The sequence below is a fragment of the Pseudomonas sp. ADAK21 genome, assembly GCF_012935735.1.
GTDB lineage: Bacteria > Pseudomonadota > Gammaproteobacteria > Pseudomonadales > Pseudomonadaceae > Aquipseudomonas > Aquipseudomonas proteolytica.
Window position 1 is genome coordinate 1284045 of record NZ_CP052857.1, and the last position, 21034, is coordinate 1305078.

The window sequence follows — 21034 nt, forward strand, 5'->3', positions numbered from 1 at the left end:
CGAGGGGAATGGATAGCACCCAAATGGAAGGGGCGCGCTACCCCGCAGCCCTTGTCGACTGGGCCGGCCATCACTCGGGGGGAGTGAAGCGGCTTTTAGACAACGAAAGCGGCCAGCCTAACAAACTATTATTAAGGACAAGCCTTCTGGCTCGACTCCAAGCCTGGGCCGAAAAGCTTCCGGCCGACAGCACGAGCGTCCCGAGGATTATCCTTCTGGTTGGCGGCCCAGGTAATGGAAAAACCGAAGCGATCGAGTCCACTATCCACTGCCTAGACGCGAGCCTAGGCTGTGGGGGACGGCTCATCGAAGAGCTGTCAAAGGCGTTCCATCCATCCGCCGGCTTCAAAGTCCCACGAATAGTAAGCGTCGATGCTGGAAGCCTTTCAAGATTCGATAGTAGCCTGAGCTTGGATATAGTTCAGGACGCCACTTCTACAGCTGGTCACGAGGGAAGTACTGCACCAGCACTCCTTATCGAGGAGCTCGGCAGGCTTCTGGATGGGCCACCATCCCAAGCTTACCTATGCTGCGTTAACCGTGGCGTCCTCGATGATGCGTTGATCCATGCTATCGACAATAATCTGGAAAAACCGCGTGTTATCCTCGAGGCTATAACGAGGGCTGTGAGCCTGGCGTACGATGCCCCTTCATGCTGGCCACTCGACGGTTTCCCATCGATTGCGGTCTGGCCAATGGATGCAGAGTCCCTTCTAGTCAAGCCTGACGACGAGACTTCGGCGCCAGCTGAAATTCTCATCGGCCAGGCCACTGCATCCGAAATGTGGCCCGCAAAGGGATCATGTCCAGCGGGAGAAAAATGCCCCTTCTGTACCAGCCAGGCTATCTTAGCCAGAGACGAGCACCGAACAGCGTTACTAAAGATACTACGCTGGTATGAGCTAGCCAGCGGCAAGCGTTGGAGCTTCCGCGACCTTTTCTCGCTTACCTCGTACTTGTTGGCTGGGCACCATCCTGTAGTTCATGACTCAGCAAGACACACACACCAATCAACACCTTGCCAATGGGCCGAGAACCTAGTCGAACTTGACCACAAAGCAGCAGGCACAAAAAAGCACAACCGACAAACGCTCACTGCGATTTTTCACCTAGCAACGTCAAGCTACCAACATGCACTTTTCCATCGTTGGGACAAGGATGCAGCGACCTCGCTCCGCCGTGACCTCAAAGACTTAGGGCTCGAAAAGGAGCTAGATGCCGAAGCTGGGCGAACCCTGATGGGGCTTGTGCATTTTCTCGCAGAGAGAAAGACACATTACTTACCGGCTACAATTGCGCCATTGCTGGAAGGCCTTGTCGAGACCTTAGACCCTGCATTCGCAAGTCCCGACAGTCAGGTCGCCGTAAGTAGCCAGAGCATGATTAGCCTCGGCGACCTCGACATTCGCTTTAGTCGCTCCCTCGCTGGCGGAATAGAGTTCATCCGCAAATATAAAGTGTTATCGAGAAACGAGATTGAGCTACTCAAGCGACTCTCCAATGCAGACGAAATGCTTTCTATGCCAATTGTCCGACGAAGGAGACCCGTCGCAGCCAGTCGTGTTCAACATTTACTTCGCGACTTTGCTTGCCGCCTAGTCCGCAGAAGCATTTGCACCCGAACGGCAATAGTTGCTGATTTCAAGATCCTGCAGGCTTTTCAACTAGTCGTCGAAGAGAATGACAAGCACCAGCTTTACGAGGTTGTGCAGCAAGTGAAGGGGCTGCTGAATACCGGTCAGGAATTCGAGGTCTCGCTAACCACTACATTTGGACAACCACTTCCACCCAAGCAACGTCAGGCAACATTGGTTGTGCCTCTACGTCAGGTCAGGATGCTGCCCCAGAACACTTCGGGGCGACCTCGCTCCCCAATCTGTTACCTCGGGGTCGGCCATGTGCAATCGGCACAACCAATCCCTCTTACCTATGATTTGTTCAAGGCAGTGAAGGAGCTAGAAAGGGGGTTATCCCCTGCCTCCCTGCCTCGTACAGTCTTGGCCCTATTGGATACAACAAAAGCTCGTCTTTCTGGTTCCATTGTCCGGGATGAGGAACTTCTCGAGCATGCCAAAATTCGTATCGGGTCAGACGGCACTGTAGTAGCTCGTTCATGGGATGGCTTAGTTGCGAGCAAGGAGGAGGTCGTATGAGCCTTATGGAATTCAAGCAAGCACCTTGGCGCTTCTCCAATAGCATTTATCAAAAGTCGGCCCTAGCTATGAGCCCTGCACCGGAATACGCAAGTTCAGAGGTCCTGTTAGCCTCGCTCTACCGGACGATAGGCTTTGAATCAGCGAGCGAAGGCAGCGTGCCACAGGCGGGACGTGATCTAGATAAGCGCATACAAAAGCTTCGAGAAAAGAGCCAATTGCCACCAAGTGGAGCGGTGATTGGCGTGGATGCCTGGCATACCGTGCTTCACGGGATATTGGAGAGCCCAAAACTTCCTAACCAATCATCTAAACGCTTTGTGCAGGTTACTCCTCTCGTACCAGGAGCAGCGATCTTCTCCGGTTCCGCTCGTCTAAGTAGCAACTCCTGGCCTGCCGGCAGCTTGATACGCCGGATGGTCTGCCTGGGTTCAAAGGATCAGGAATCAGCACAGCGCCTTTGGAAACATCTCTTTGGCTCTCTAAGTGTCAATGATAAAGACGACTTCTTCGCCCGCTGGCTTGAGCAGGAGACATCGTCGTGGAATCAAGGCGGAGGTACATGGTCTCTAGTGCGGATTCCGGAAGAGGAAGCGGCAACACTGACGGCATCCGACTTTCAGGAAATCCAATTCCTGCCAGCCAGAAGATTTGCCAAAGACCTGCAAGCCATCATTCAGGCGAAAGACTCCATGACTCGCCGGCAATGGACTAGTTTATTAGAGGCTGTGTTGCGTCTAGGAGCAGTGTCCCATGTGACGTGGTTATGTGACGTCCACGCCAGAATTTGGAGCTGTCTCTCTACAGCACTTACCGAAGGCGCGGCGCCTAACGAGCAAGAGATAAGGATCGCAATTTTCCCTGAGGCTCCGCAATACATGGCTTATGGCGGAAAGGCTCTTCAAGGTATCAAAGACAAGGTTTCCAGCTACCTAAACGCCAGGCTGGGGATCAATACGCTCCTTTGGTCACTCAAGCAAATAGGAGCCCCCTACGAGGGCGACTTCTCCTCAAGTAAAGGAATTGCCGCCCTTTGCCAGCATATCAAAAACCATAGAAATACACTTCTTCGCGCAGGGACTCTCGAAACCATTATCGATATACGCGAGCAAGAAGCTCGCGCATTGCTATGCAGGAAAGGCATCGGCTCGAATCTGCTCGAGTTCGCGAGGCACGCGCTAGGGCAACGCCAGACTGCAGTCCCGTTGCTCAGAGGGTATGACCAGGGATACATCCTCAAGAAGAAAGGGAGCAGTCCATCCAGTCCATGGATCGTATCCCTCGGACCTGTAGCCGTGTTGGCTCTAGTCCACTGCGCCCTCGCCGGGATGGGTGGACCTCGCTCAATCCATAGACTAGGGCTACATCTCGAAGCCTATGGCGTTACCGTAGATAAGCACGATATAGCCAGGAATGATTTGGGGCACCAGCTAAGGATGCTCGGTCTTGTGCTCGATAGCCCAGATGCCGAGAGCGGCATGCTGCTATTGCCACCGTTCCATACGAGCCAAGTCCTTCAGGAATACGAACATGAATAAACTCGCAAACTGGCTCGCAACAATTGTCCGTGAGAAAGCGTTGGGTGCAACGCAGGGCCTTAGCGGCAAGAAATTTGAGTACCGGCTGATTTTCCGTGGCCCCCCCCTCGAGATTCTCGAGCAAGTCTACGAGGAGCTCGCTTGTGATGGGGGAATTCAAGTTATGTCTGGGATAGACGGTAGTATGGTAACTCTACCGGTACTGCTCCAATATCCAACCGACCAGATGAATAGCCATAAGCTTCGTATCGGGGAGTCCGGCAAATGCGATAACGACCACTTGCTGGATGTACGAAATGATCCAAATAATTCCAGTTTCGTTGCGCTAGTTCCTGCAGGCCAGCACAACAACCTTTCGATCGAATCTTCAAGTGATGTCTTCGGCATGAGTGCCGATCTCGAAAAATGGTGGGACGACGGTTTTGTGCAGCAATCGGTAAATGTGGCACTGCTCGTCGCAGGTATCGTAGATTCGCAGAGAGAGGATGCGAAGCAATTAATCCGTGCAGCTGCAAACTCCATCGACGAAGTGGATTCAGAACACGCCAACCACGCAGCTTCATGGCGCATGCTATCTCGCATATTTTCGATAGAGACCGCCCAACTACATCTCTCACCTGGAAATGCGCTTGCTCTGGCATGCGGTCTCCCTCCAATGGCAGACAATGGGGTCTCGTCGAAGGCACAGCTCTCCGTCATAGCTAAAATTGCAGATGAGCTTGCTGATGGTTTCAAGACTGGTATTGAACGTCTAGCACACGGTGCCCCTGACGATATTGTTCTAGCTCTTCGAGAGTTGCTCCACCACCTTCAAACAAGCTGCGACGTACCTACAGCCTTTGAACGAGCAACCCAGGCTTTTTATTTGCCAGGGAAAACTCTATCACTAGTTTCTCCGCCCCGTTGGTGGACGCTGCTAACCATAGAGCAATGGACTGATCTGCTTGCCGACGAGCCCGATGAAGTCATCGGAGAGATCAGCATTCGATGCACAAATAGTATTATTCCCGCAGCCAAGGGCTTACCAGCGATCGTGCGCGACAAGGTGGAACTAACCATCTCTACGAGCGAAAGCGGTCAACCAGAAGAGTTTCTACTGACTGGCGGTTCCTATGGTAAGGCGCCAACCCCGTTACAAACATCCTCTAGCGGAATTAATGAATACACAGATCGTCTCCCTCCCGCACATAAAACACCGATAACCTATAAGGTCACCTCCGCGGGGTGTAAGCCTGCAAGTATCCGGGTTATTTCCTTAATAAACTGGAAGCCAGGAATACTAGTAACCTGCCGGCTAGCGAAAAAACTGTCACCGCCTAAGAAACCTAGTAAAAAGACTGCAGCGATGGACTGGGAGACATCCCTTTCGCTACCTGGTTCGGGTCGATATGAGCTGCGTGTACACCTGTCACCAGGAGCAACCGTTGGCAACGTGGAGGGAATGCCGGACGATGCTACTGAACTAGAAGGAAAGCAACAATCCCTCAACGCGCGCCTCGTAGGAGAGGATGAATATCTAGTAGAAGTGGAGGCCGACGGTAAGTATCAACTAGATATAGCCTTCAACCTCTCGAGCGAGACCTCCCCTCAAACTTGCAGAGTTTACCTTGCTTGCGATGAGGCAAAGGAGGAAGGCTGCCGGAGCGAGTTCGAGCGCCTAATCAAGTTGAACCGTCGACATCTCGACAAATTCGATACCAAGGCCGTCGTGCATCTGGACCGGAATGCGCGCGCCTCAAGCTTGCAGTCTTGGATACTTGAGGAGCAGAACGTAGCCGAATCGTTCAGACCTCTAGTGATAGCAGATGACTACGTATCTAGTTGGGTTCCACCCAACTGGAATGCCACTAATGGCCCCATTCTCTCGCAAGGCCGCTTCCTGCATGACCCGCGCCCCAATATCCTGAGCTTCCAGCCACCAAAGGGATTCGTGGAAACTCGCCAAGAGATTGCAAAATATATACGAGGCGAAGACCAAGCGGGGCTCATCGAGTCTGCGACGCTAGGAGCCTGGCTCTCGGAAGACACCGAGTTTCGCGTGCTCGCCGAAAGCTATCTCGATGCGTACATGTCTTGGCTCGACACTGACCCGGACATTGCTTGTTGGATTGATACCGTTGCAGTCTGCTCGCTAGAACTAGACGGACGAACCCTGAGTAGAATTCCAGAAGCAATCATCCTTTCCCCCCTTCATCCATTACGACTTGCATGGCATTGTCTTGCTCAGAAAGTCCTAAGGGACGAGGTGGAAGGCGATTCACCCTTGCCTTGTCCGGCGGCAAGTATTTTTGACCCCGATTGTGTTCCAGACCTGCTGACCATCTCGCTTCAGTCTCCGAGTGGCGTTGAGCGGATAGACTTCTTATCCGTCGAATGCAGTTCCGACTACTGGTCTGTCCTTTGGAATGGCTCTCGCCTGAGCCAGCTACCAGCGCGTACCCGCCGCCCCCCATTCGACAACACCTTCGGCCTAACTGTCGGCGGTATATCAAGTGGATTCAGCCCCGCTCAGGTTTCGCGTGCACTCGACGATGTAACCAGCCTTCTTGCAGCAAAGCCCATTATCAGCCTAGTAGTGTCTAGCGCAGGTGGTACCACTGATGCCTGCAACGAAGGTTTGACCAACTGGTGTACAAAGCGGTTTGGTAACGGAGGCGCGAACGCACCTATGCAAAGCGTCGGCGCGAAGATTTTGGAAGTTTTCGACACTAGGCTTTCAGGAAGGCCTGACCAGGCCACTATCGCCAACCTCTCCGAGGACACCGATAACCACGTTCGCTGGTATGACAAACAACCGTTAGGCGCCACGCCGGATCTAGGCATCATTGCACAACTGGATTCGGCAGAACCTGGCTCCAAGGATGTAGGCATGCTCTCACCGATGGGCGTTGGCGGCCTAATAAGACACAGGGTCAGGCGTCAGCTTCAAGGCTCATTCCTAAGTGAATCCCGTCAAGGCCGGCAGATGCCTCCCTCTGGCGAACAATTCGCCGACAAGGTTTCGGCATGCATGCTTATGGTTGAAAGGATGAGGGACCGTAAGGTTGGCCTGCAGTTCTCGCCTAGCGTCCATGCAGTGTCCGATATGCTTAAGGAAAATAGCGCCGGCTATGTTGCAGTCTCGTCTTCTGCAATTGACCCAGCTTGCTTTTTGGGTGGTTGGATCAAAGGCACTTACTTATGGGACTACGACCTCCCTTCGTACTCCCATCGCGCAGGAGATACCAGCGGCTACTACCTCTTGTCACAGGTCAAGCAAGCCGATCGTGATGCCTTACGTCGTGTTCTGAAGCCCCTTCCAGGGTGCGACAACTTAGACGACTCAAAGATCGAGCATATTCTTTTAGAGGTTGCTAGGAGAGGAATCCCCACCGTTCGCGGTCTCTCTGGAGACGATACAGGCGCTACAGGAGACCTAGGCCTATTTCTAGCGGTCCGACTCCTTCAAGACCAGTTCCGGACCGAAGGAAACCTGAACAGCTTGTTACCGGTGCTCGCGGGTTCGCCAGAGGAAATCACAATCGCAATAATCGTTCCCGTCGACCCGTTCAGAGGTTATCTAGCCGACCTTGCACGCTCCCTCGGCAAAGAACGCAAGGACACCTCCCTTTCACGCCCTGACTTGCTTGTCGTCGGCGTGCGAATCAGCAGCGACAAAGTTCACCTGCATCTGACGCCGATAGAGGTCAAGTGCCGCCAAGGAAGCGTGTTCGGAGTCACCGACTCCGTCGAAGCCCTTTCTCAAGCCAGAGCACTCTCAAAACTCTTGCACGCCATCGAGGAACGCGCCAACAAATCTTTGGCATGGAGCCTGGCCTACCAACATCTACTACTCTCAATGATTGGCTTCGGCTTACGAGTCTACAGTCAGCATCAGGCAGTAGAAGGACATTCTACCCGCTGGGCCGGGTACCACGAGCTAATCGCCGCAGCGATCCTCGATCCTGACTCTAGACCTACTCTAGACTCACGGGGACGACTTATCGTCGTCGACGAATCAAGCCTCAGCGGCCCACATAATCGCGATGGCGACAATTTCGACGAGACGATTGTCATTTCGAGCAAGGATGCAGGTCGTATCGTACTCGACAGTGATCCACAGTCATTCTACGACGCGGTGCGAGCCAAGGTGGGCGATTGGGGATTATTACCTCCCCTGCTAGCCCAGACTACCAGCTTGCCTCCTTTCGACAGTTCTGCAGCGGAAAGCAAACGGTCGGTAGACCCTTCGACAATTCCACACAACGTACCCGTTGAGCAGTTAATCAATGAAGAAACATCCTCCAATAATTCAACTGGAGAGATCGCATCCTCTTTGAATCCTGACGAGTTAAGCAGCGGAGTAATTCTTTCCGTAGGTAAAACAGTTGATGGTTTCGAGCCAAGACAGCTAAGTTTGAACATATCCGATACTCGACTCAATCAACTGAACATCGGTGTGGCAGGTGATCTCGGCACAGGCAAGACCCAATTCCTCAAGTCGCTTATCCTACAGATATCCAGAGCCAGTGATGCAAACCGTGGGATCAAACCACGCTTTTTGATCTTCGATTATAAAAGCGACTTTAGTAGCCCGGATTTCGTAGAGGCTACCGGAGCGAAGGTGGTGAAGCCCTATCACCTCCCCCTGAACCTCTTCGACACCACTGGAATGGGAGAATCTTCAGCACCGTGGCTGGATCGCTTCCGGTTTTTCGCAGATGTCCTCGACAAGGTTTACTCGGGCATAGGTCCCGTGCAGCGGGACAAACTCAAAGCAGCTGTCCGCAACGCCTACGAGGCAGGTAATGCTCAAAACCGCCAGCCTACGATCTACGACATCCATGCAGAGTACAGAGAAATACTTGGCGGGAAGTCGGACGCGCCAATGGCGATCATTGACGATCTGGTGGACATGGAGGTGTTTGCGAAGACCAAGGGGGAAACAAAACCTTTTGACGAATTCTTCGATGGCGTTGTGGTGATATCCCTGAGCTCCATGGGACAAGACGACCGCAGTAAGAACATGCTCGTCGCCATCTTACTAAACATGTTTTACGAGAACATGCTCAAGGTACCCAAGCGAGCATTTACTGGCACCGACCCGCAGCTCAGGGCGATCGATTCCTACCTATTGGTGGACGAAGCCGACAATATCATGCGATACGAATTCGACGTTCTACGCAAGCTGTTGCTGCAGGGCCGGGAGTTTGGAACTGGCGTGTTACTAGCGTCGCAATTCCTTAGGCACTTTAAGGTAGGTGCGACCGACTACAGGGAACCGCTACTATCCTGGTTCATCCATAAGGTACCAAACATCACGCCTGCCGAACTGGGAGTCCTCGGCTTTACATCGGATCTTGCAGAACTATCAGAGCGTGTGAAGACCTTACCTAATCATCACTGCCTCTATAAATCTTTCGATATATCAGGTGAGGTAATTCGCGGTCTACCTTTCTACGAACTGATTAAGGAGGGAGATGAAAGCCCAGCATAGGAGCTCTCGATCTGGAGGTTGGGTATGACCGACTTCCTCTCTCCTAAGGAGCGGTCAGAAAGGATGGCCCGAATTAAGGGGAGTAACACTCGCCCAGAGATAGCACTGCGTATAGTGTTGCATAGTCTCGGTCTGCGCTACCGTTTGAATGGGTCAGGTCTGCCCGGCAAGCCTGACCTTGTATTTCCCCGATACAAGGCCGTGGTTTTCGTCCACGGCTGCTTCTGGCACAGGCATTCCAACTGCAATATTTCCACGACACCGAAAAGCAACACAGCATTTTGGGTGGAAAAATTCGAGAAGAATGTCGCCTGGGATAATCGGGTGACATCGCTTCTAAAGGCATTAGGATGGAAAGTACTTATCGTTTGGGAATGTGAGGTGTGCTCTACCAAAAAAGCAAATGCCACCGGAAATCGAATTGCGGATTTGAAACGAAAAGAACAAACAGGCATTACTCCAAATCAAAAAAACATCGTTAACCCTTCGCCCCCGCACAGCATCATCTTTTGCAAAACAATATTGAACACCAACTTTAAGCACTCACTCGCACCCAGCAACAATAGTTTCTTTTAAAGCAATAGCATCTTGAAGTTTTTTGCTGAATTCTTTCCGATCAATAGAATAGTGGACACGGCGATGACAGTTAGGACAAAGTGCAGCGACATTTGAAGGTAAATCTGGTCCATCATCGGCAAGCCGAGTGAGATGGTGCACTTCAAGAAAACCTCGCCCGTCGGGCCGAGTGAAAGGAGCGACGGACCCGCACGCTTCGCATTGCCCATTTGATCTAAGCGATGCGTAGAGGTGAACTGCAGCACTCCTAGATCTATACTCCGTCATGCTTATCCGAGGCTCGGACTTAGTGGCAACTATAGACGTTAATCGATACTGCATCTCCCGTAAGCCACCGGAAAATTCTAAATCCAGATCATTTTTCTCATTATAATAATAGTACTTCTCCTCATCGATAGGCAGCAGGCGAAAACGCCATAGCTTATCTCCCTGACGACTACCATTAGTCGGCAAGAACTGGTCAAAACCTGAAACATTAAACTGCCCACAATAGGAAAACAATTTTCCATAGTTTCCTCGAGCTTCCACTTCTTTCGCAGTTGGTTCTCTTGTAGTGAAGAGAAGAACAGAATACTTTCCAGAAGATAGCTTGGAGTTCGCGGAATTACTCAAAGATTGATTACCCGTGCGGCCCTGGCCAAAATACCACCAAGTACCGTCAGAGAGGCGTTCATCCGAATACCCAGCTTTCTTACCGCCTCGGCCTCCCGATGTACAAATAAGACACCCTGGCTCTTCGCTCCCCCAAAGAACACCTGACTGCATCTGCCTGCTGCCTATGAATTCAAGGAGACGGGACCTTTCATACTCCTGACCAATGACGAACGGGGACATTTTTACTCCGAAATCAGGGATAATTTTGTATCAACATACGTGAAAATAAACCCGATCCAAATAAAAATATCAATACGCCACTACACAGCAACTAAAATCTTGAAAAAATGCACTTCATTTGAACACCCACAGAACGATTGGCCGGTCTGTTGGATCGACCGGTTGAATCCTCACGCAAAAAGTAGTCATTCCGCTCCTAGGAAGTTCGGGGTGCACCAAAGCTATACTCCACCCTGTTCCACTCGATCGCATGGCGTCAGTGGGTGTCGATAGCCCATCAACGTCGGCGAAGACTGAATCGCCCTGGGTTTCGTAGACACCTCTTTGCCTCAAGCTGATCCGCTGCTTCGCCCTCGTCATGTAGCATTTCATCTACTACGTCACCGTCGTTGCTCGAAGTGACCACTCGAGTGGAAGAGACCAGAAAGATCGGCAAGTTTTGGTCGTGGCTCAATTCCGCGTGGTGCAGGTTGAGGTAGTAGGTGCTTTTTGTTTTTTTGAAAATGACAGTACAACCCTCTACCGCCTAGTACGCGTGCCCCCACACTCCGCCGCAACCCGCAAAACATCCCCCCTACCGTCAACATACGCATTTCTCACCGCTCCCCCACCCCCAACAACCGCGCCCGCAACTCCGGATTACGTGTCCGAGGGTCCAGCCATATAGCAAAAAACGCTTTAGCAAACGCAACATCCCTCACCACATGCTGAAGTCTCTTCCCAACATAAAACCGTGCGCCCTCTCCCGGCATATAAACTCCGGTGATCTGGTCACCCGCTCGCACATCGACAAACGCCTGGAACATCTCCGACTCCCAGCGGGCCATCAGTTCTGAATTCTGGGTGGTGGGCGACAGGCGACGGATTTCGTTGATGCTGGCTTTAACCAGGTCATCGCGACTGATAGCGCGACTGTAGGTCAGCTCGAGTGCAAAAGGCGCATCGGCATCCAGCGTTCCATCGGCGGTGAGGCGTGAGCTCCAGAATTGTGCGTTGTAAACGGCAAACCCGAATACGCGCATCTCCCCGTAGCCCAGCCGACGAGCGTTGGGAACAGCCTCGCGCCAATCAGCAAATAGTTCTGCGCTCTGGAGCATCAGAACAAAACAGATAGCCTGGCGGATTAAACGGCTCGTCTGCCTGGACATGCAAAGCCCTCTATGTGACTCAATAAGCGTCCTTAAAAGTTATACCAAATAGTTATTTTGTACAGTTAATGCCTCCAAACGGGCATCACCGCGCCGGTCAACCTCAGGTAGCTGCAGTTGAGGCCCCACGGGGGCCATACCCTCGAAAAATAGCCGCGTGTCGAAAGCGATCCGCGCAACCTCAAGCGAGGCGTGTGTGAGGTTTTCGCATCGGCACAAAAAGTTTGCCGGCTCATTGTCAGGTGATTTTTTTCAGCCTATCTTGATTAAAACCTATACAAGACACGCACCCAGATACAAGTCTTGGCTATGGATCGGCCCTCACGCACAGCATCGCCGCGAGCAATTTGAATGAACCCACTATTAGCCAGCCATTACCGTGAAATTCTCGTTGGCGTCGGTGAAAACCCCGAGCGGGAGGGGCTGTTGGATACGCCTGAGCGTGCCGCCAAAGCGATGCAGTATCTGTGCAATGGCTACACGTTGAGCCTGGAAGACGTCACCAACGGTGCCTTGTTCGAGTCCCCGAGCGATGAAATGGTGATCGTCAGCGACATCGAGCTTTATTCCTTGTGTGAGCACCACATGCTGCCCTTTATCGGCAAAGTGCATGTGGCGTACATACCCACCGGCAGGGTGCTGGGGCTGTCGAAGGTCGCGCGAGTGGTTGATATGTTTGCGCGTCGCCTGCAGATCCAGGAAAACCTCACCCGGCAGATTGCTGAAGCCATCGAGCAGATCACCGATGCCGCGGGTGTGGCGGTGGTCATTGAAGCCAAGCACATGTGCATGATGATGCGCGGCGTGGAGAAGCAGAACTCGGTCATGACTTCGTCCGTGATGCTGGGCGTGTTCCGTGATAGTTCGACGACGCGGCAAGAGTTCCTGCAGCTCATCGGACGACGATAGCTAGAAACCTCCCCCTCATCACCTGTGTCCTTCAGGGAGTAAGTCAATGACCCGATTTCTGTTGTTACTGGTACTGGCGCTCAGCATCGCGAGCTGCGGCAGTGTGGATGTCGCCCGTTATGCCGATCAGCAACCGACATTGGATCTGGAGCGCTTTTTCAGCCAGCCCGTTAAAGCCTGGGGGATGTTTCAGAAGCGTAGCGGTGAGGTTGCCAAACGTTTCGAGGTCAACATCGTCAGCCGGCGCGAGGGCAACAACCTGATTCTCGACGAGCGCTTCCTGTACAGCGACGGCACCCGCCAACGCCGCGTCTGGGTGCTCACGCCCACGGGCCAAGGGGGCTGGATCGGACGTGCGGATGATGTGGTAGGCGTGGCTGACGGCCAAGTCGCTGGCAACACCTTGCACTGGCGTTATCGCCTGAACCTGCCGGTCGGCGACTCGACCTACGAAATGAGCATGGACGATTGGATGTACTTGATGGACGAGGACACGCTGATCAACCGCACCCGTATGTCCAAGTTCGGGGTCGAGGTCGGCCAGGTGACGTTGTTCTTCCGTCGCCAAGGCGCCGGAGCGGGCCAATGAGCCGCGCATGGACCATGACCTCCCTCGGCGACGGTTATCGCGCGCTGGTGATCGGCGCCAGTGGAGCCCTGGGCACGGCTTTTTGCGAACTGCTCAAACAAGACCCGCGCTGCGCCGGGGTTCGCGCACTGGGGCGCCATACCGTTCCCGCGCTGGACCTTGAACAGCCCGAAACGATTGCCAGCGCCGCCGCCGAATTGGCAGCCGAAGCGCCGTATCAACTGATCGTACACGCAGCCGGCCTGCTCCATCGCGACCGGATCAAGCCAGAAAAAAGCCTCAGCACGATCGAGCCGCAAGCGCTGCAGGCCGTATTTCAAGTGAACGCGCTGGGGCCGGCATTGGTGTTGCGCCACTTTCTGCCGCTGCTCGAACCTCGGGGAGCGATGGCGATTCTTTCGGCAAAGGTCGGGAGCATTGGCGACAACCGTTTAGGCGGCTGGTACGCCTATCGCGCCTCCAAGGCTGCGCTGAACATGCTGGTCAAGACCGCCGCCATCGAACTGGCGCGCACTCGCCCGCAGGTCCGCTTGCTCAGTCTGCACCCGGGCACGGTTGTGTCGGGGTTGTCGCAGCCGTTCAGCGGAGCCGCCAATGCCCGGCCGGCAGACATCGCCGCGGCCCAATTGCTGACCGTGATTGACCAGTTGACGCCGGCCGACAGCGGCTATTTCTATTCCTACGATGGAGAACGCCTGCCCTGGTAGGCAAGGAGTGACGCATGAACCTGCAAACCCTCACCGAGCATGCGGCCAACAGCGCAATACGCGAGCTGGAACTGCTGTCACTCGAAGGTGGTTTTTACCTGGCAAGGATCCGCCTTGATCACGGCCAGTTCACCTTGCTGGATGATGCGGCCAAGCCGATGCACCTGCGTTCGATCACCCACCTGCGTGACTTGCTGCAGACCGTGCCGGCATTTCCTTGCGTGCTGGTGCAGCAATGCGTGCACGACGAAATGTGCGGCCGGGATACAGGGCCTGTCGAAGCGCTGCGTATTCCGTTTTCAATCACCACGCCATTATGAGTTGCACAGCGCAGAGCTCCACTGGATGAACGTCAGGTTCCAGTGGTTCAGCCAGCCTAGTCACACACAGCCTTCAACCCCAAAACAGTGGTCGGCGTACTACCAAGATGCGACTGCGTGGCAACCACCATATTGGCCCCAGCGTCACCCTCCAGATGGTAAGGCTTGCCATCACAGGCCTTGGCAGCCTTCTGGTTGATGTTCTCCAACAACCCTTCGCGGGAGTTAAAGATGCTGCCGTGGCTGGTGATCATGTACTGGCCGGGGGCGATTTCGTTGACGCCGGTGAAGGTGCATCCCGTCAAGACCAGGGCAATGCATGCGGTTAACAGTGCGGCTTTCAAGGGTTCGAACTCCTGTAAGGACCTGGCGATTGCGCAGGCGCCGTGCATTGTCGAGCAATCGGCAGCCCCTGACCATAAGTGAACAGGCTTCAGCCACCCCCTGACGAATCATCGTTTGTCCGCGCCATAGGCCTGAAATCTAATCCATCGCAAACAACTAACAATAACTGCGATGGAGCAGACCCACCCATGTCCCCTACCTTTTCTCTATTGGTCCTTGGCGCGTCAATCCTGTTGATTGTCGTGCTGATCGGTAAATGCCGTGTCCATCCGTTCCTGGCCCTGATCGCCGCCAGCCTGCTGGTGGGCGTCGGTACGGGAATGACGCCAACTGCCATTGTTTCGGCCTTTGAGAAGGGCATGGGCAGCACGCTCGGGTTCCTCGCCGGCATCATTGGGTTGGGCAGCATCCTCGGCAAGCTGCTGGAGGAGTCCGGCGGTGCCAAGCGCATCGCAACCACGCTCTTGAGAGCCCTGGGCGAAAAGAACGCCGCGTGGGCGATGATGCTGGTGGGCTTTATTGCCGGGATTCCGGTGTTCTTCGAGGTGGGATTTGTCCTGCTGATCCCGCTGATTTATGTCGTCGCCCGTCAGACCCGGATCAACCTGTTGTACCTGGGCGTGCCGCTGGCGACCTCACTGATGGTGGTGCACTGCATCCTGCCGCCGCACCCCGCCGCCACGGCCATTACCGGTATGCTCAATGCCGATATCGGCAAGGTGATTCTCTACGGTTTGATCGTCGGCCTGCCCACGGCGGTGATTGCCGGGCCGATCTGGGTCAAGCTGACCTGCGCGCGGCAGGCGCCTGCCAGTCAGGCTCAGTTTCTGGCCGAGCGTGGCGAAGGGAATATCGACGACAGCCAAACGCCCAGCTTCGCGATTGCGATGATCACCGTGCTGTTGCCCTTGGCCCTGATGGTGGGCAAAACCCTGACCACCCCGTTGCTGAGCAAAGGCTCGATGGCGTTTGAGTGGGTGTCCTTTATAGGCAACCCGCTGATTGCGCTCGTACTGTCGATTTGCTTTGCCTACTGGTCCCTGGGCCTGCGCCGTGGGCTGGGCATGGGCGACCTGCTTAACCTGACCCACCGCTGCTTCCCGCCGTTGGCCGGCATTCTGCTGGTGATCGGTGCCGGTGGCGCGTTCAACGACATGCTGGTCGGCAGCGGCATCGGCAAGGTGCTGGCGGACGTGCTGGGCCAGTCCAACATCAACCCGATCATCTTGGCGTGGTTGATCGCCGGCTTGATGCACTTCGCCGTCGGCTCGGCCACCGTCGCCATGATCAGCACCGCCGGCATGGTGCTGCCGATCCTCGGACAGAACCCTCAATACAGCCCCGAGATCCTGGTGATCGCCATCGGTGCCGGCGCCATCGGCTGGACCCACGTGACGGACTCGGCGTTCTGGGTCGTAAAAGAGTACCTGGGGATCTCCCTCTCCGAAGCACTCAAGAAGTTCACTGGCGCCACTGTGCTCGCCTCGGTGGCGGCCCTGGTCTTTACCCTGATTCTTTCGCGGTTTGTATGATGAACCCCACCTCAAAGGCAGTTCCCATGATTCAAGGCAAAACCCTAGACGCCTGGTACGCAAGCCATCCCGTTATCCAGCCATTGGTCGCGCTGGAGCAGGTCAGCTGGTTCAACCCCGCGATCGCCCCAGCCGCTGTGGCGCTTGGGGATGTGGGCCTGACCCTGGCCGATGTAAAAGACGCCAGCGCACGCCTGCTGCGCTTCGCGCCCTATCTGGCCAAGGTGTTCCCGCAAACTGCAGCGGCGGGCGGCATTATCGAGTCGGCGATCCAGCCGCTGAAGACCTTGCAGCAAGCGCTTTTGAGCGAGGCCGCCCTGCCCGACAGCGGCGCGCTGTGGCTGAAAAAAGACAACGACTTGCCGATCTCGGGCTCGATCAAGGCCCGTGGAGGTATCCATGAGGTGCTCAAACATGCCGAAGACCTGGCCCTGCAGGCTGGTTTGATCACGCTCGACGACAACTACGAGACCTTGGCCAGCGAACGCGCACTGGGGTTTTTCAGCCAGTACAAAATCGCCGTGGGCTCCACCGGCAACCTGGGCCTGTCCATCGGCATCATGAGCGCCATGCTGGGCTTCCAGGCCACGGTGCATATGTCATCGGATGCCCGCCAATGGAAGAAGGACAGACTGCGCGCCAGCGGCGTGACCGTGGTCGAGTACCCATCCGACTACAGCGTTGCCGTCGAAAACGGTCGCCTGCAGGCGCAAAACGATCCCGCCTGCTATTTCATCGACGATGAAAACTCGCCCCACCTGTTCCTCGGCTATGCCGTGGCCGCCGAGCGCCTGGCCCGGCAATTTGAAGTGGCAGGCGTGCCGGTGGACGCCGAGCATCCGCTGTTCGTGTACCTGCCCTGCGGTGTTGGCGGCGGCCCTGGCGGCGTGGCGTTTGGTTTGAAGCTGGCGTTTGGCGATGCCGTGCATTGTGTGTTTGCCGAACCCACCCACTCGCCGTGCATGCTGCTTGGTGTGTATACCGGGCTGCACGACCAAGTGAGTGTGCAGGACTTCGGCATCGATAATGTCACCGCCGCTGACGGCCTGGCCGTGGGCCGACCCTCGGGTTTCGTCGGGCGGGCGATGCAGCGCCTGATCGATGGTTACTACACCGTCACCGATGAGGAACTCTACCGCCTGATGTTCCTCGCCCACGAGCTTGAAGGGGTAAAACTCGAACCTTCGGCCCTGGCCGGCGCACCTGGCATTGTGCGGGTACTCAAGGACGCGCAGTATTTGCAGCGCATTGGCGTCACGCCAACGCGGTTGGCCAATGCCACCCACTTGATCTGGGGAACCGGCGGCAGCATGGTCCCTACCGAGGAGTACGCCACTTACCTGGACAAGGGGCGTGCGCTGCAAACCACAACCCATCGTTGATCGCCGGCGGTCGACGCGAAGAGGGATAAACACATGGCAGTACCTGGCCTGAGCAAAGCGCCCAAACTTAACGGCGCCCACCTGTCCAACCTGCATACATTCCTGGTCGCCGCCCGCCACCTAAGCTTTGCCCGCGCCGCTGACGAGCTGTGCCTGACCGCCAGCGCGGTCAGCCACCGCATCGCCCGGCTTGAGGAGGATCTGTCGCTCAAGCTGTTCCATCGCCTGCCCCGCAAGGTCGACCTGACCGATGACGGCGAGCGGATTTTCAAGGTCATGCAGCACACCATGGACACCCTGTCCGAGGCCGTGCAAGAACGTTCCGACAGCCAGATCGAAGGCCAGCTGTGCTTCTACGCAAGGCCTTCCGTCGCGCAATGCTGGCTGGTGCCCAGGCTGGCCGACTTCACCGCACGCTATCCCGGGATTCAACTGGATGTGCGGGTCGGCAACGAACCCATCGACTATCGCACCCGCCGCATCGACCTGGTGCTGTGCTACTCCAACGGCGAGCATCCGGGCCTGGAAAGTATCCGCCTGATGCCCGAGCGGATTGCCCCGGTGTGCAGCGCGCAATATGCCCAGGCCCATGGCCTGATGGGCCGCCCGGAACGCTTGGCACAGTGCACGGTGCTGCACGATGTGGCGGCGTGGGACAACATCTCATTCGATGCAGAATGGCGTTTATGGCTGGATGCGGTGGGCGACAGCAGCCCATTGCCAGACCGCTTCATGACCTTTGACCGCTCCGACTTGAGCACCCTTGCGGCGATCAACCATGCGGGCGTGGCCATCGGTCGTGAACAACTGGTGCGCAAGCGCGTGCAGGATGGCGAGTTGGTGCTGCCCTTCGGTGGTTTCAGGCAGGCGTTCAACTACGGTTACTACCTGGTGCATCCCGCCCACGAAAACTTGCCAAAACGCCTCAAGGCGCTGATCGACTGGTTGGTGGAGCAAGCCCAGAGCTGATCGCAGCCTCTAAATGGCTCAAGGGGTGTGCGCGGGCTTTTGTGGAGAGGGGGCTTGTCCCTTCCCCACAAAACCCCTCACCACTAAAGCCCCCTCCACTGCCCTATCACCACGATCAGGCCGTCAGAAATCCCAGCGCGTGGTCACCATCACATTGCGTGGGTCGCCGTAATACGCCGAGTCGTAGAAGCCGATGTTGGTGTAGTACGCCTTGTCGAACAGGTTGTTGACGTTCAACGTGGCCGACAGGTTTTCCGTCAATTGGTAGCGAGCCATCACGTCCACCAACCAGTAAGGGTCCTGGGTGAATTTCTCGCTCTGACGCGTGCCAGGGTTGTTGACGTTTTGCCAGCCAGCAGCCTGCCAACGCGCGCCACCACCCAGGGTGAGTTTGTCCAGGCGGCCTTGGAGTTTGTAGCTGGTGTAGAAGCTCAGTTGATCTTCCGGCTCCCAGGTGGCGACCTTTTTCTTGTCGTCATCACGGGCAATCTTGTGGGTGTAGCCGGCCTGCAGCTGCCAGCCGGGGCTGAGTTCACCGGAGATTTCCGCTTCGTAGCCCTTGGTTTGGGTTTTCGTGCCGATGTAGGAGTAGTCCACGCCCGGCTGGGAGTTGTAGGCGGTATCGGCAATCGGGCGATTCTCCTCATGGACCTCGAAGTAGGCCAGGCTGGCATTCAGGCGCCCGTCGAAGAATTCGCCCTTGAGGCCCAGTTCGTAGTTCTTGCCTTCGTTGGGATCAAGCATGGTGCGCGTACGGTCGCGATATTGGGTTTGCGGCTGGAAGATTTCGGTGTAGCTGGCGTAGGCCGTGAAGTTGTCGTTGAGGTCGTAGGTCAGGCCGGCGTAGGGCACGACTTTGCCGCTTTCCTGGGTGTCGCTGGTGCCGGTGACTTGGTAGTTGGCGATGCGCGTCCCCAACAGCAAATGCAGGTCATCCATCAGGCTGAAACGGCCGGTGATGTAGCTGCCGGTCTGGCGCGTGGTTTCGTCATTGATCTTGGTCGGCTGGTTCCACAGCGGCTTGATGGCTTCGCCGTGCCACTTGTAGAAGTCGTAGGAATTGTCGAAATAAGTCGCGCTGCCGTAGTCCTTGCCTTTCCATTTGGAGATGGACAACGACTGGCCCACCACCAGTTGGTGCTCACGACCGAACAGTTCAAAGGGCCCGGATGCGTACACATCGAGGCTGTCACTGGTGGTCTCGCCGGTGTATTTACGCGCGAAGATCGAGCTGGCGCTCAGGGTGTCCTGGGAGATGTAGCCCAACGGCGCGTCGTAGCCATTGATCTGATGGTTGTACTGGCCCTTGGTGACCCAACCATTGTCGAAGTTGTGCTCCAGGGTGGCGAACAGGGTGCGGCTGTACTGCTCCCAACTGCTCCACTTCGGCCCGTTGTTGAACGAGCGCGGCAGGTCCAGTTTATTACCGGCCGGATCGAAGATGGTGCGCGTACCGGTCCAGCTGGAGCCTTTGGGATCGCTGTCCTGATAGTCGGCGCCCAGGGTCAGCAAGGTGTCGGGGTCGAGGTCGACTTCGAGGATGCCGTAGTAGACGCCAGTCTTGCGCGAATAGTGGTCGAGGAATGATTTTTTGTCCTGGTAGGCCGCCACAGCCCGGCCGCGCACGTTGCCGGTTTCGGTCAACGGGCCGCTGACGTCGATCTGCGAGCGGTAGTTATCCCAGGAGCCAGCGCCCAGTTCGATGCTGCTCTTGAACTCGGAAGTGGGCTTCTTGCGAATCAGGTTGATGGTGCCGCCCGGGCCACCCGCGCCGGTCAGCAGGCCGGTGGCGCCCTTGAGCACTTCAACGCGGTCATACAGGGCCATATCGGTCAGGGTCTGCCCCGCCGAGTACTGGGCGTCGCGCAGGGTGGGAATGCCGTCGTACTGGAAGTTGACGATGGAAAAACCACGGGAATAGTAGTTGGTACGTTCGGTGTCATAGGTCGACACGGTGATGCCGGGGGTGTGGCGCATCACGTCGTCGATGGCATTGAGGCCGAAGTCGTCCATCACCTGGCGCGTGACCACCGAGATCGATTGCGGCGTTTCCCGTGGGGTGAGCACCATGCGCGTGGCCGTGGCAATCGTCCCGGGGGTGTAGGAGCCAGTGCCTTCGGTGATCGAGCCCAACTGGTTGGCGCTGATCTGCGTGGCCTGCAATTGCACTTGCCCGTCGGCGGCCCGCGCCACCACGCGATAACTGCCCTGCTCGTACTCGGCCTGCATGCCCAGCGGTGCCAGCAGGCGCTCAAGCCCCTCGGCTACGGCAAAACTGCCGTGCAAGCCCTGGCTTTGCACACCCTTGGCCAGCGCCGAGTCGATGGCGATCATCACCCCTGCCTGATTGCCGAAAGCCCCCAGCACACGGTCCAGGCTACCGGCAGCAATGTCATAGGACTGGCGCGGGGCTTGTTCGGTGGCAGGCTGCGAAGTGGCGGCCATGGCGGCGTGGCTGGCCGTTGCCACGGTTAAACCGACGATTATGGCGCGCAGGGCGCTGGCAAGCGGAGTGACGCGGCTGTGCATAAAGACTGTCCTGTGGTGAAAGGTTGG

Annotated in this window: 15 protein-coding genes; 11 read left to right on the forward strand and 4 right to left on the reverse strand. The window is 56.0% G+C overall.

Annotated elements, in window-relative coordinates; translation table 11 throughout:
• Nucleotides 1-8: 8 nt before the first annotated feature.
• Genes HKK57_RS05960 through HKK57_RS05975 form a run of 4 tightly spaced genes read left to right on the forward strand, consistent with a single transcriptional unit; the run spans nt 9 to nt 9743 of the window.
• A complete protein-coding gene (locus HKK57_RS05960; protein ID WP_169389910.1) occupies nt 9-2153 on the forward strand; it encodes a hypothetical protein in 2145 nt (714 codons plus the stop codon).
• Nucleotides 2150-3691, forward strand: coding sequence for a hypothetical protein (locus HKK57_RS05965; RefSeq protein WP_169389911.1), 1542 nt, complete (start codon nt 2150-2152; stop codon nt 3689-3691). Before HKK57_RS05960 ends, HKK57_RS05965 begins: the two co-directional genes overlap by 4 nt.
• Complete coding sequence (locus tag HKK57_RS05970) at nt 3684-9167, forward strand: ATP-binding protein (RefSeq protein ID WP_169389912.1); 5484 nt, start codon at nt 3684-3686, stop codon at nt 9165-9167. The genes HKK57_RS05965 and HKK57_RS05970 overlap by 8 nt, the downstream gene beginning before the upstream one ends.
• Nucleotides 9168-9191: 24 nt before the next feature.
• Nucleotides 9192-9743, forward strand: coding sequence for a very short patch repair endonuclease (locus HKK57_RS05975; RefSeq protein WP_169389913.1), 552 nt, complete (start codon nt 9192-9194; stop codon nt 9741-9743).
• On the opposite strand, the gene HKK57_RS26885 is transcribed toward HKK57_RS05975, so the two are convergent.
• A complete protein-coding gene (locus HKK57_RS26885; protein ID WP_169389914.1) occupies nt 9711-10577 on the reverse strand; it encodes an HNH endonuclease in 867 nt (288 codons plus the stop codon). The genes HKK57_RS05975 and HKK57_RS26885 overlap by 33 nt on opposite strands.
• A 596-nt stretch (nt 10578-11173) precedes the next feature.
• On the reverse strand, nt 11174-11725 hold the full coding sequence (locus HKK57_RS05985) for a chalcone isomerase family protein (RefSeq protein ID WP_169389915.1): 552 nt from the start codon (nt 11723-11725) through the stop codon (nt 11174-11176).
• Between the two features lie 351 nt (nt 11726-12076).
• Between HKK57_RS05985 and folE the strand changes: the two genes are divergently transcribed.
• Genes folE through HKK57_RS06005 form a run of 4 tightly spaced genes read left to right on the forward strand, consistent with a single transcriptional unit; the run spans nt 12077 to nt 14250 of the window.
• Nucleotides 12077-12634, forward strand: coding sequence for a GTP cyclohydrolase I FolE (gene folE, locus HKK57_RS05990; RefSeq protein ID WP_070994395.1), 558 nt, complete (start codon nt 12077-12079; stop codon nt 12632-12634).
• Nucleotides 12635-12680: 46 nt separating this feature from the next.
• Nucleotides 12681-13223, forward strand: coding sequence for a DUF3833 domain-containing protein (locus HKK57_RS05995; protein WP_169389916.1), 543 nt, complete (start codon nt 12681-12683; stop codon nt 13221-13223).
• The gene (locus tag HKK57_RS06000) at nt 13220-13930 is read left to right on the forward strand and encodes an SDR family NAD(P)-dependent oxidoreductase (RefSeq protein WP_169389917.1); all 711 of its coding nucleotides are present in this window, start codon (nt 13220-13222) and stop codon (nt 13928-13930) included. Before HKK57_RS05995 ends, HKK57_RS06000 begins: the two co-directional genes overlap by 4 nt.
• Nucleotides 13931-13944: 14 nt before the next feature.
• The gene (locus tag HKK57_RS06005; protein WP_154907865.1) at nt 13945-14250 is read left to right on the forward strand and encodes a DUF6482 family protein; all 306 of its coding nucleotides are present in this window, start codon (nt 13945-13947) and stop codon (nt 14248-14250) included.
• A 56-nt stretch (nt 14251-14306) separates the two neighbouring features.
• Here HKK57_RS06005 and HKK57_RS06010 read toward each other — a convergent pair whose 3' ends face one another.
• Nucleotides 14307-14594, reverse strand: a complete 288-nt coding sequence (locus tag HKK57_RS06010; protein WP_070994398.1) for a hypothetical protein — start codon at nt 14592-14594, stop codon at nt 14307-14309.
• Nucleotides 14595-14783: 189 nt separating this feature from the next.
• Here HKK57_RS06010 and HKK57_RS06015 point away from each other — a divergent pair, with 189 nt between their 5' ends.
• Genes HKK57_RS06015 through dsdC form a run of 3 tightly spaced genes read left to right on the forward strand, consistent with a single transcriptional unit; the run spans nt 14784 to nt 18478 of the window.
• Entirely contained in the window at nt 14784-16127 is a 1344-nt protein-coding gene (locus tag HKK57_RS06015) for a GntT/GntP/DsdX family permease (RefSeq protein ID WP_104911549.1), read from the forward strand.
• Nucleotides 16128-16153: 26 nt separating this feature from the next.
• Nucleotides 16154-17509 carry a D-serine ammonia-lyase gene (locus HKK57_RS06020; RefSeq protein ID WP_169389918.1) on the forward strand — a complete coding sequence of 452 codons (1356 nt, stop codon included), beginning with the start codon at nt 16154-16156 and terminating at the stop codon, nt 17507-17509.
• Between the two features lie 33 nt (nt 17510-17542).
• Nucleotides 17543-18478, forward strand: coding sequence for a DNA-binding transcriptional regulator DsdC (dsdC, locus tag HKK57_RS06025; RefSeq protein ID WP_169389919.1), 936 nt, complete (start codon nt 17543-17545; stop codon nt 18476-18478).
• Between the two features lie 123 nt (nt 18479-18601).
• Here dsdC and HKK57_RS06030 read toward each other — a convergent pair whose 3' ends face one another.
• Nucleotides 18602-21007, reverse strand: a complete 2406-nt coding sequence (locus tag HKK57_RS06030; RefSeq protein WP_070994402.1) for a TonB-dependent siderophore receptor — start codon at nt 21005-21007, stop codon at nt 18602-18604.
• Nucleotides 21008-21034: the final 27 nt, after the last annotated feature.

What these genes read in the sequence shown, in the direction of transcription:
- HKK57_RS06020 (WP_169389918.1), top strand. Translation starts at nt 16,154, where the DNA reads ATGATTCAAGGCAAAACCCTAGACGCCTGGTACGCAAGCCATCCCGTT.
- HKK57_RS05995 (WP_169389916.1), top strand. Translation starts at nt 12,681, where the DNA reads ATGACCCGATTTCTGTTGTTACTGGTACTGGCGCTCAGCATCGCGAGC.
- HKK57_RS05960 (WP_169389910.1), top strand. Translation starts at nt 9, where the DNA reads ATGGATAGCACCCAAATGGAAGGGGCGCGCTACCCCGCAGCCCTTGTC.
- HKK57_RS06005 (WP_154907865.1), top strand. Translation starts at nt 13,945, where the DNA reads ATGAACCTGCAAACCCTCACCGAGCATGCGGCCAACAGCGCAATACGC.
- HKK57_RS06015 (WP_104911549.1), top strand. Translation starts at nt 14,784, where the DNA reads ATGTCCCCTACCTTTTCTCTATTGGTCCTTGGCGCGTCAATCCTGTTG.
- HKK57_RS05975 (WP_169389913.1), top strand. Translation starts at nt 9,192, where the DNA reads ATGACCGACTTCCTCTCTCCTAAGGAGCGGTCAGAAAGGATGGCCCGA.
- dsdC (WP_169389919.1), top strand. Translation starts at nt 17,543, where the DNA reads ATGGCAGTACCTGGCCTGAGCAAAGCGCCCAAACTTAACGGCGCCCAC.
- folE (WP_070994395.1), top strand. Translation starts at nt 12,077, where the DNA reads ATGAACCCACTATTAGCCAGCCATTACCGTGAAATTCTCGTTGGCGTC.
- HKK57_RS26885 (WP_169389914.1), bottom strand. Translation starts at nt 10,577, where the DNA reads ATGTCCCCGTTCGTCATTGGTCAGGAGTATGAAAGGTCCCGTCTCCTT.
- HKK57_RS05985 (WP_169389915.1), bottom strand. Translation starts at nt 11,725, where the DNA reads ATGTCCAGGCAGACGAGCCGTTTAATCCGCCAGGCTATCTGTTTTGTT.
- HKK57_RS06000 (WP_169389917.1), top strand. Translation starts at nt 13,220, where the DNA reads ATGAGCCGCGCATGGACCATGACCTCCCTCGGCGACGGTTATCGCGCG.
- HKK57_RS06030 (WP_070994402.1), bottom strand. Translation starts at nt 21,007, where the DNA reads ATGCACAGCCGCGTCACTCCGCTTGCCAGCGCCCTGCGCGCCATAATC.
- HKK57_RS05970 (WP_169389912.1), top strand. Translation starts at nt 3,684, where the DNA reads ATGAATAAACTCGCAAACTGGCTCGCAACAATTGTCCGTGAGAAAGCG.
- HKK57_RS05965 (WP_169389911.1), top strand. Translation starts at nt 2,150, where the DNA reads ATGAGCCTTATGGAATTCAAGCAAGCACCTTGGCGCTTCTCCAATAGC.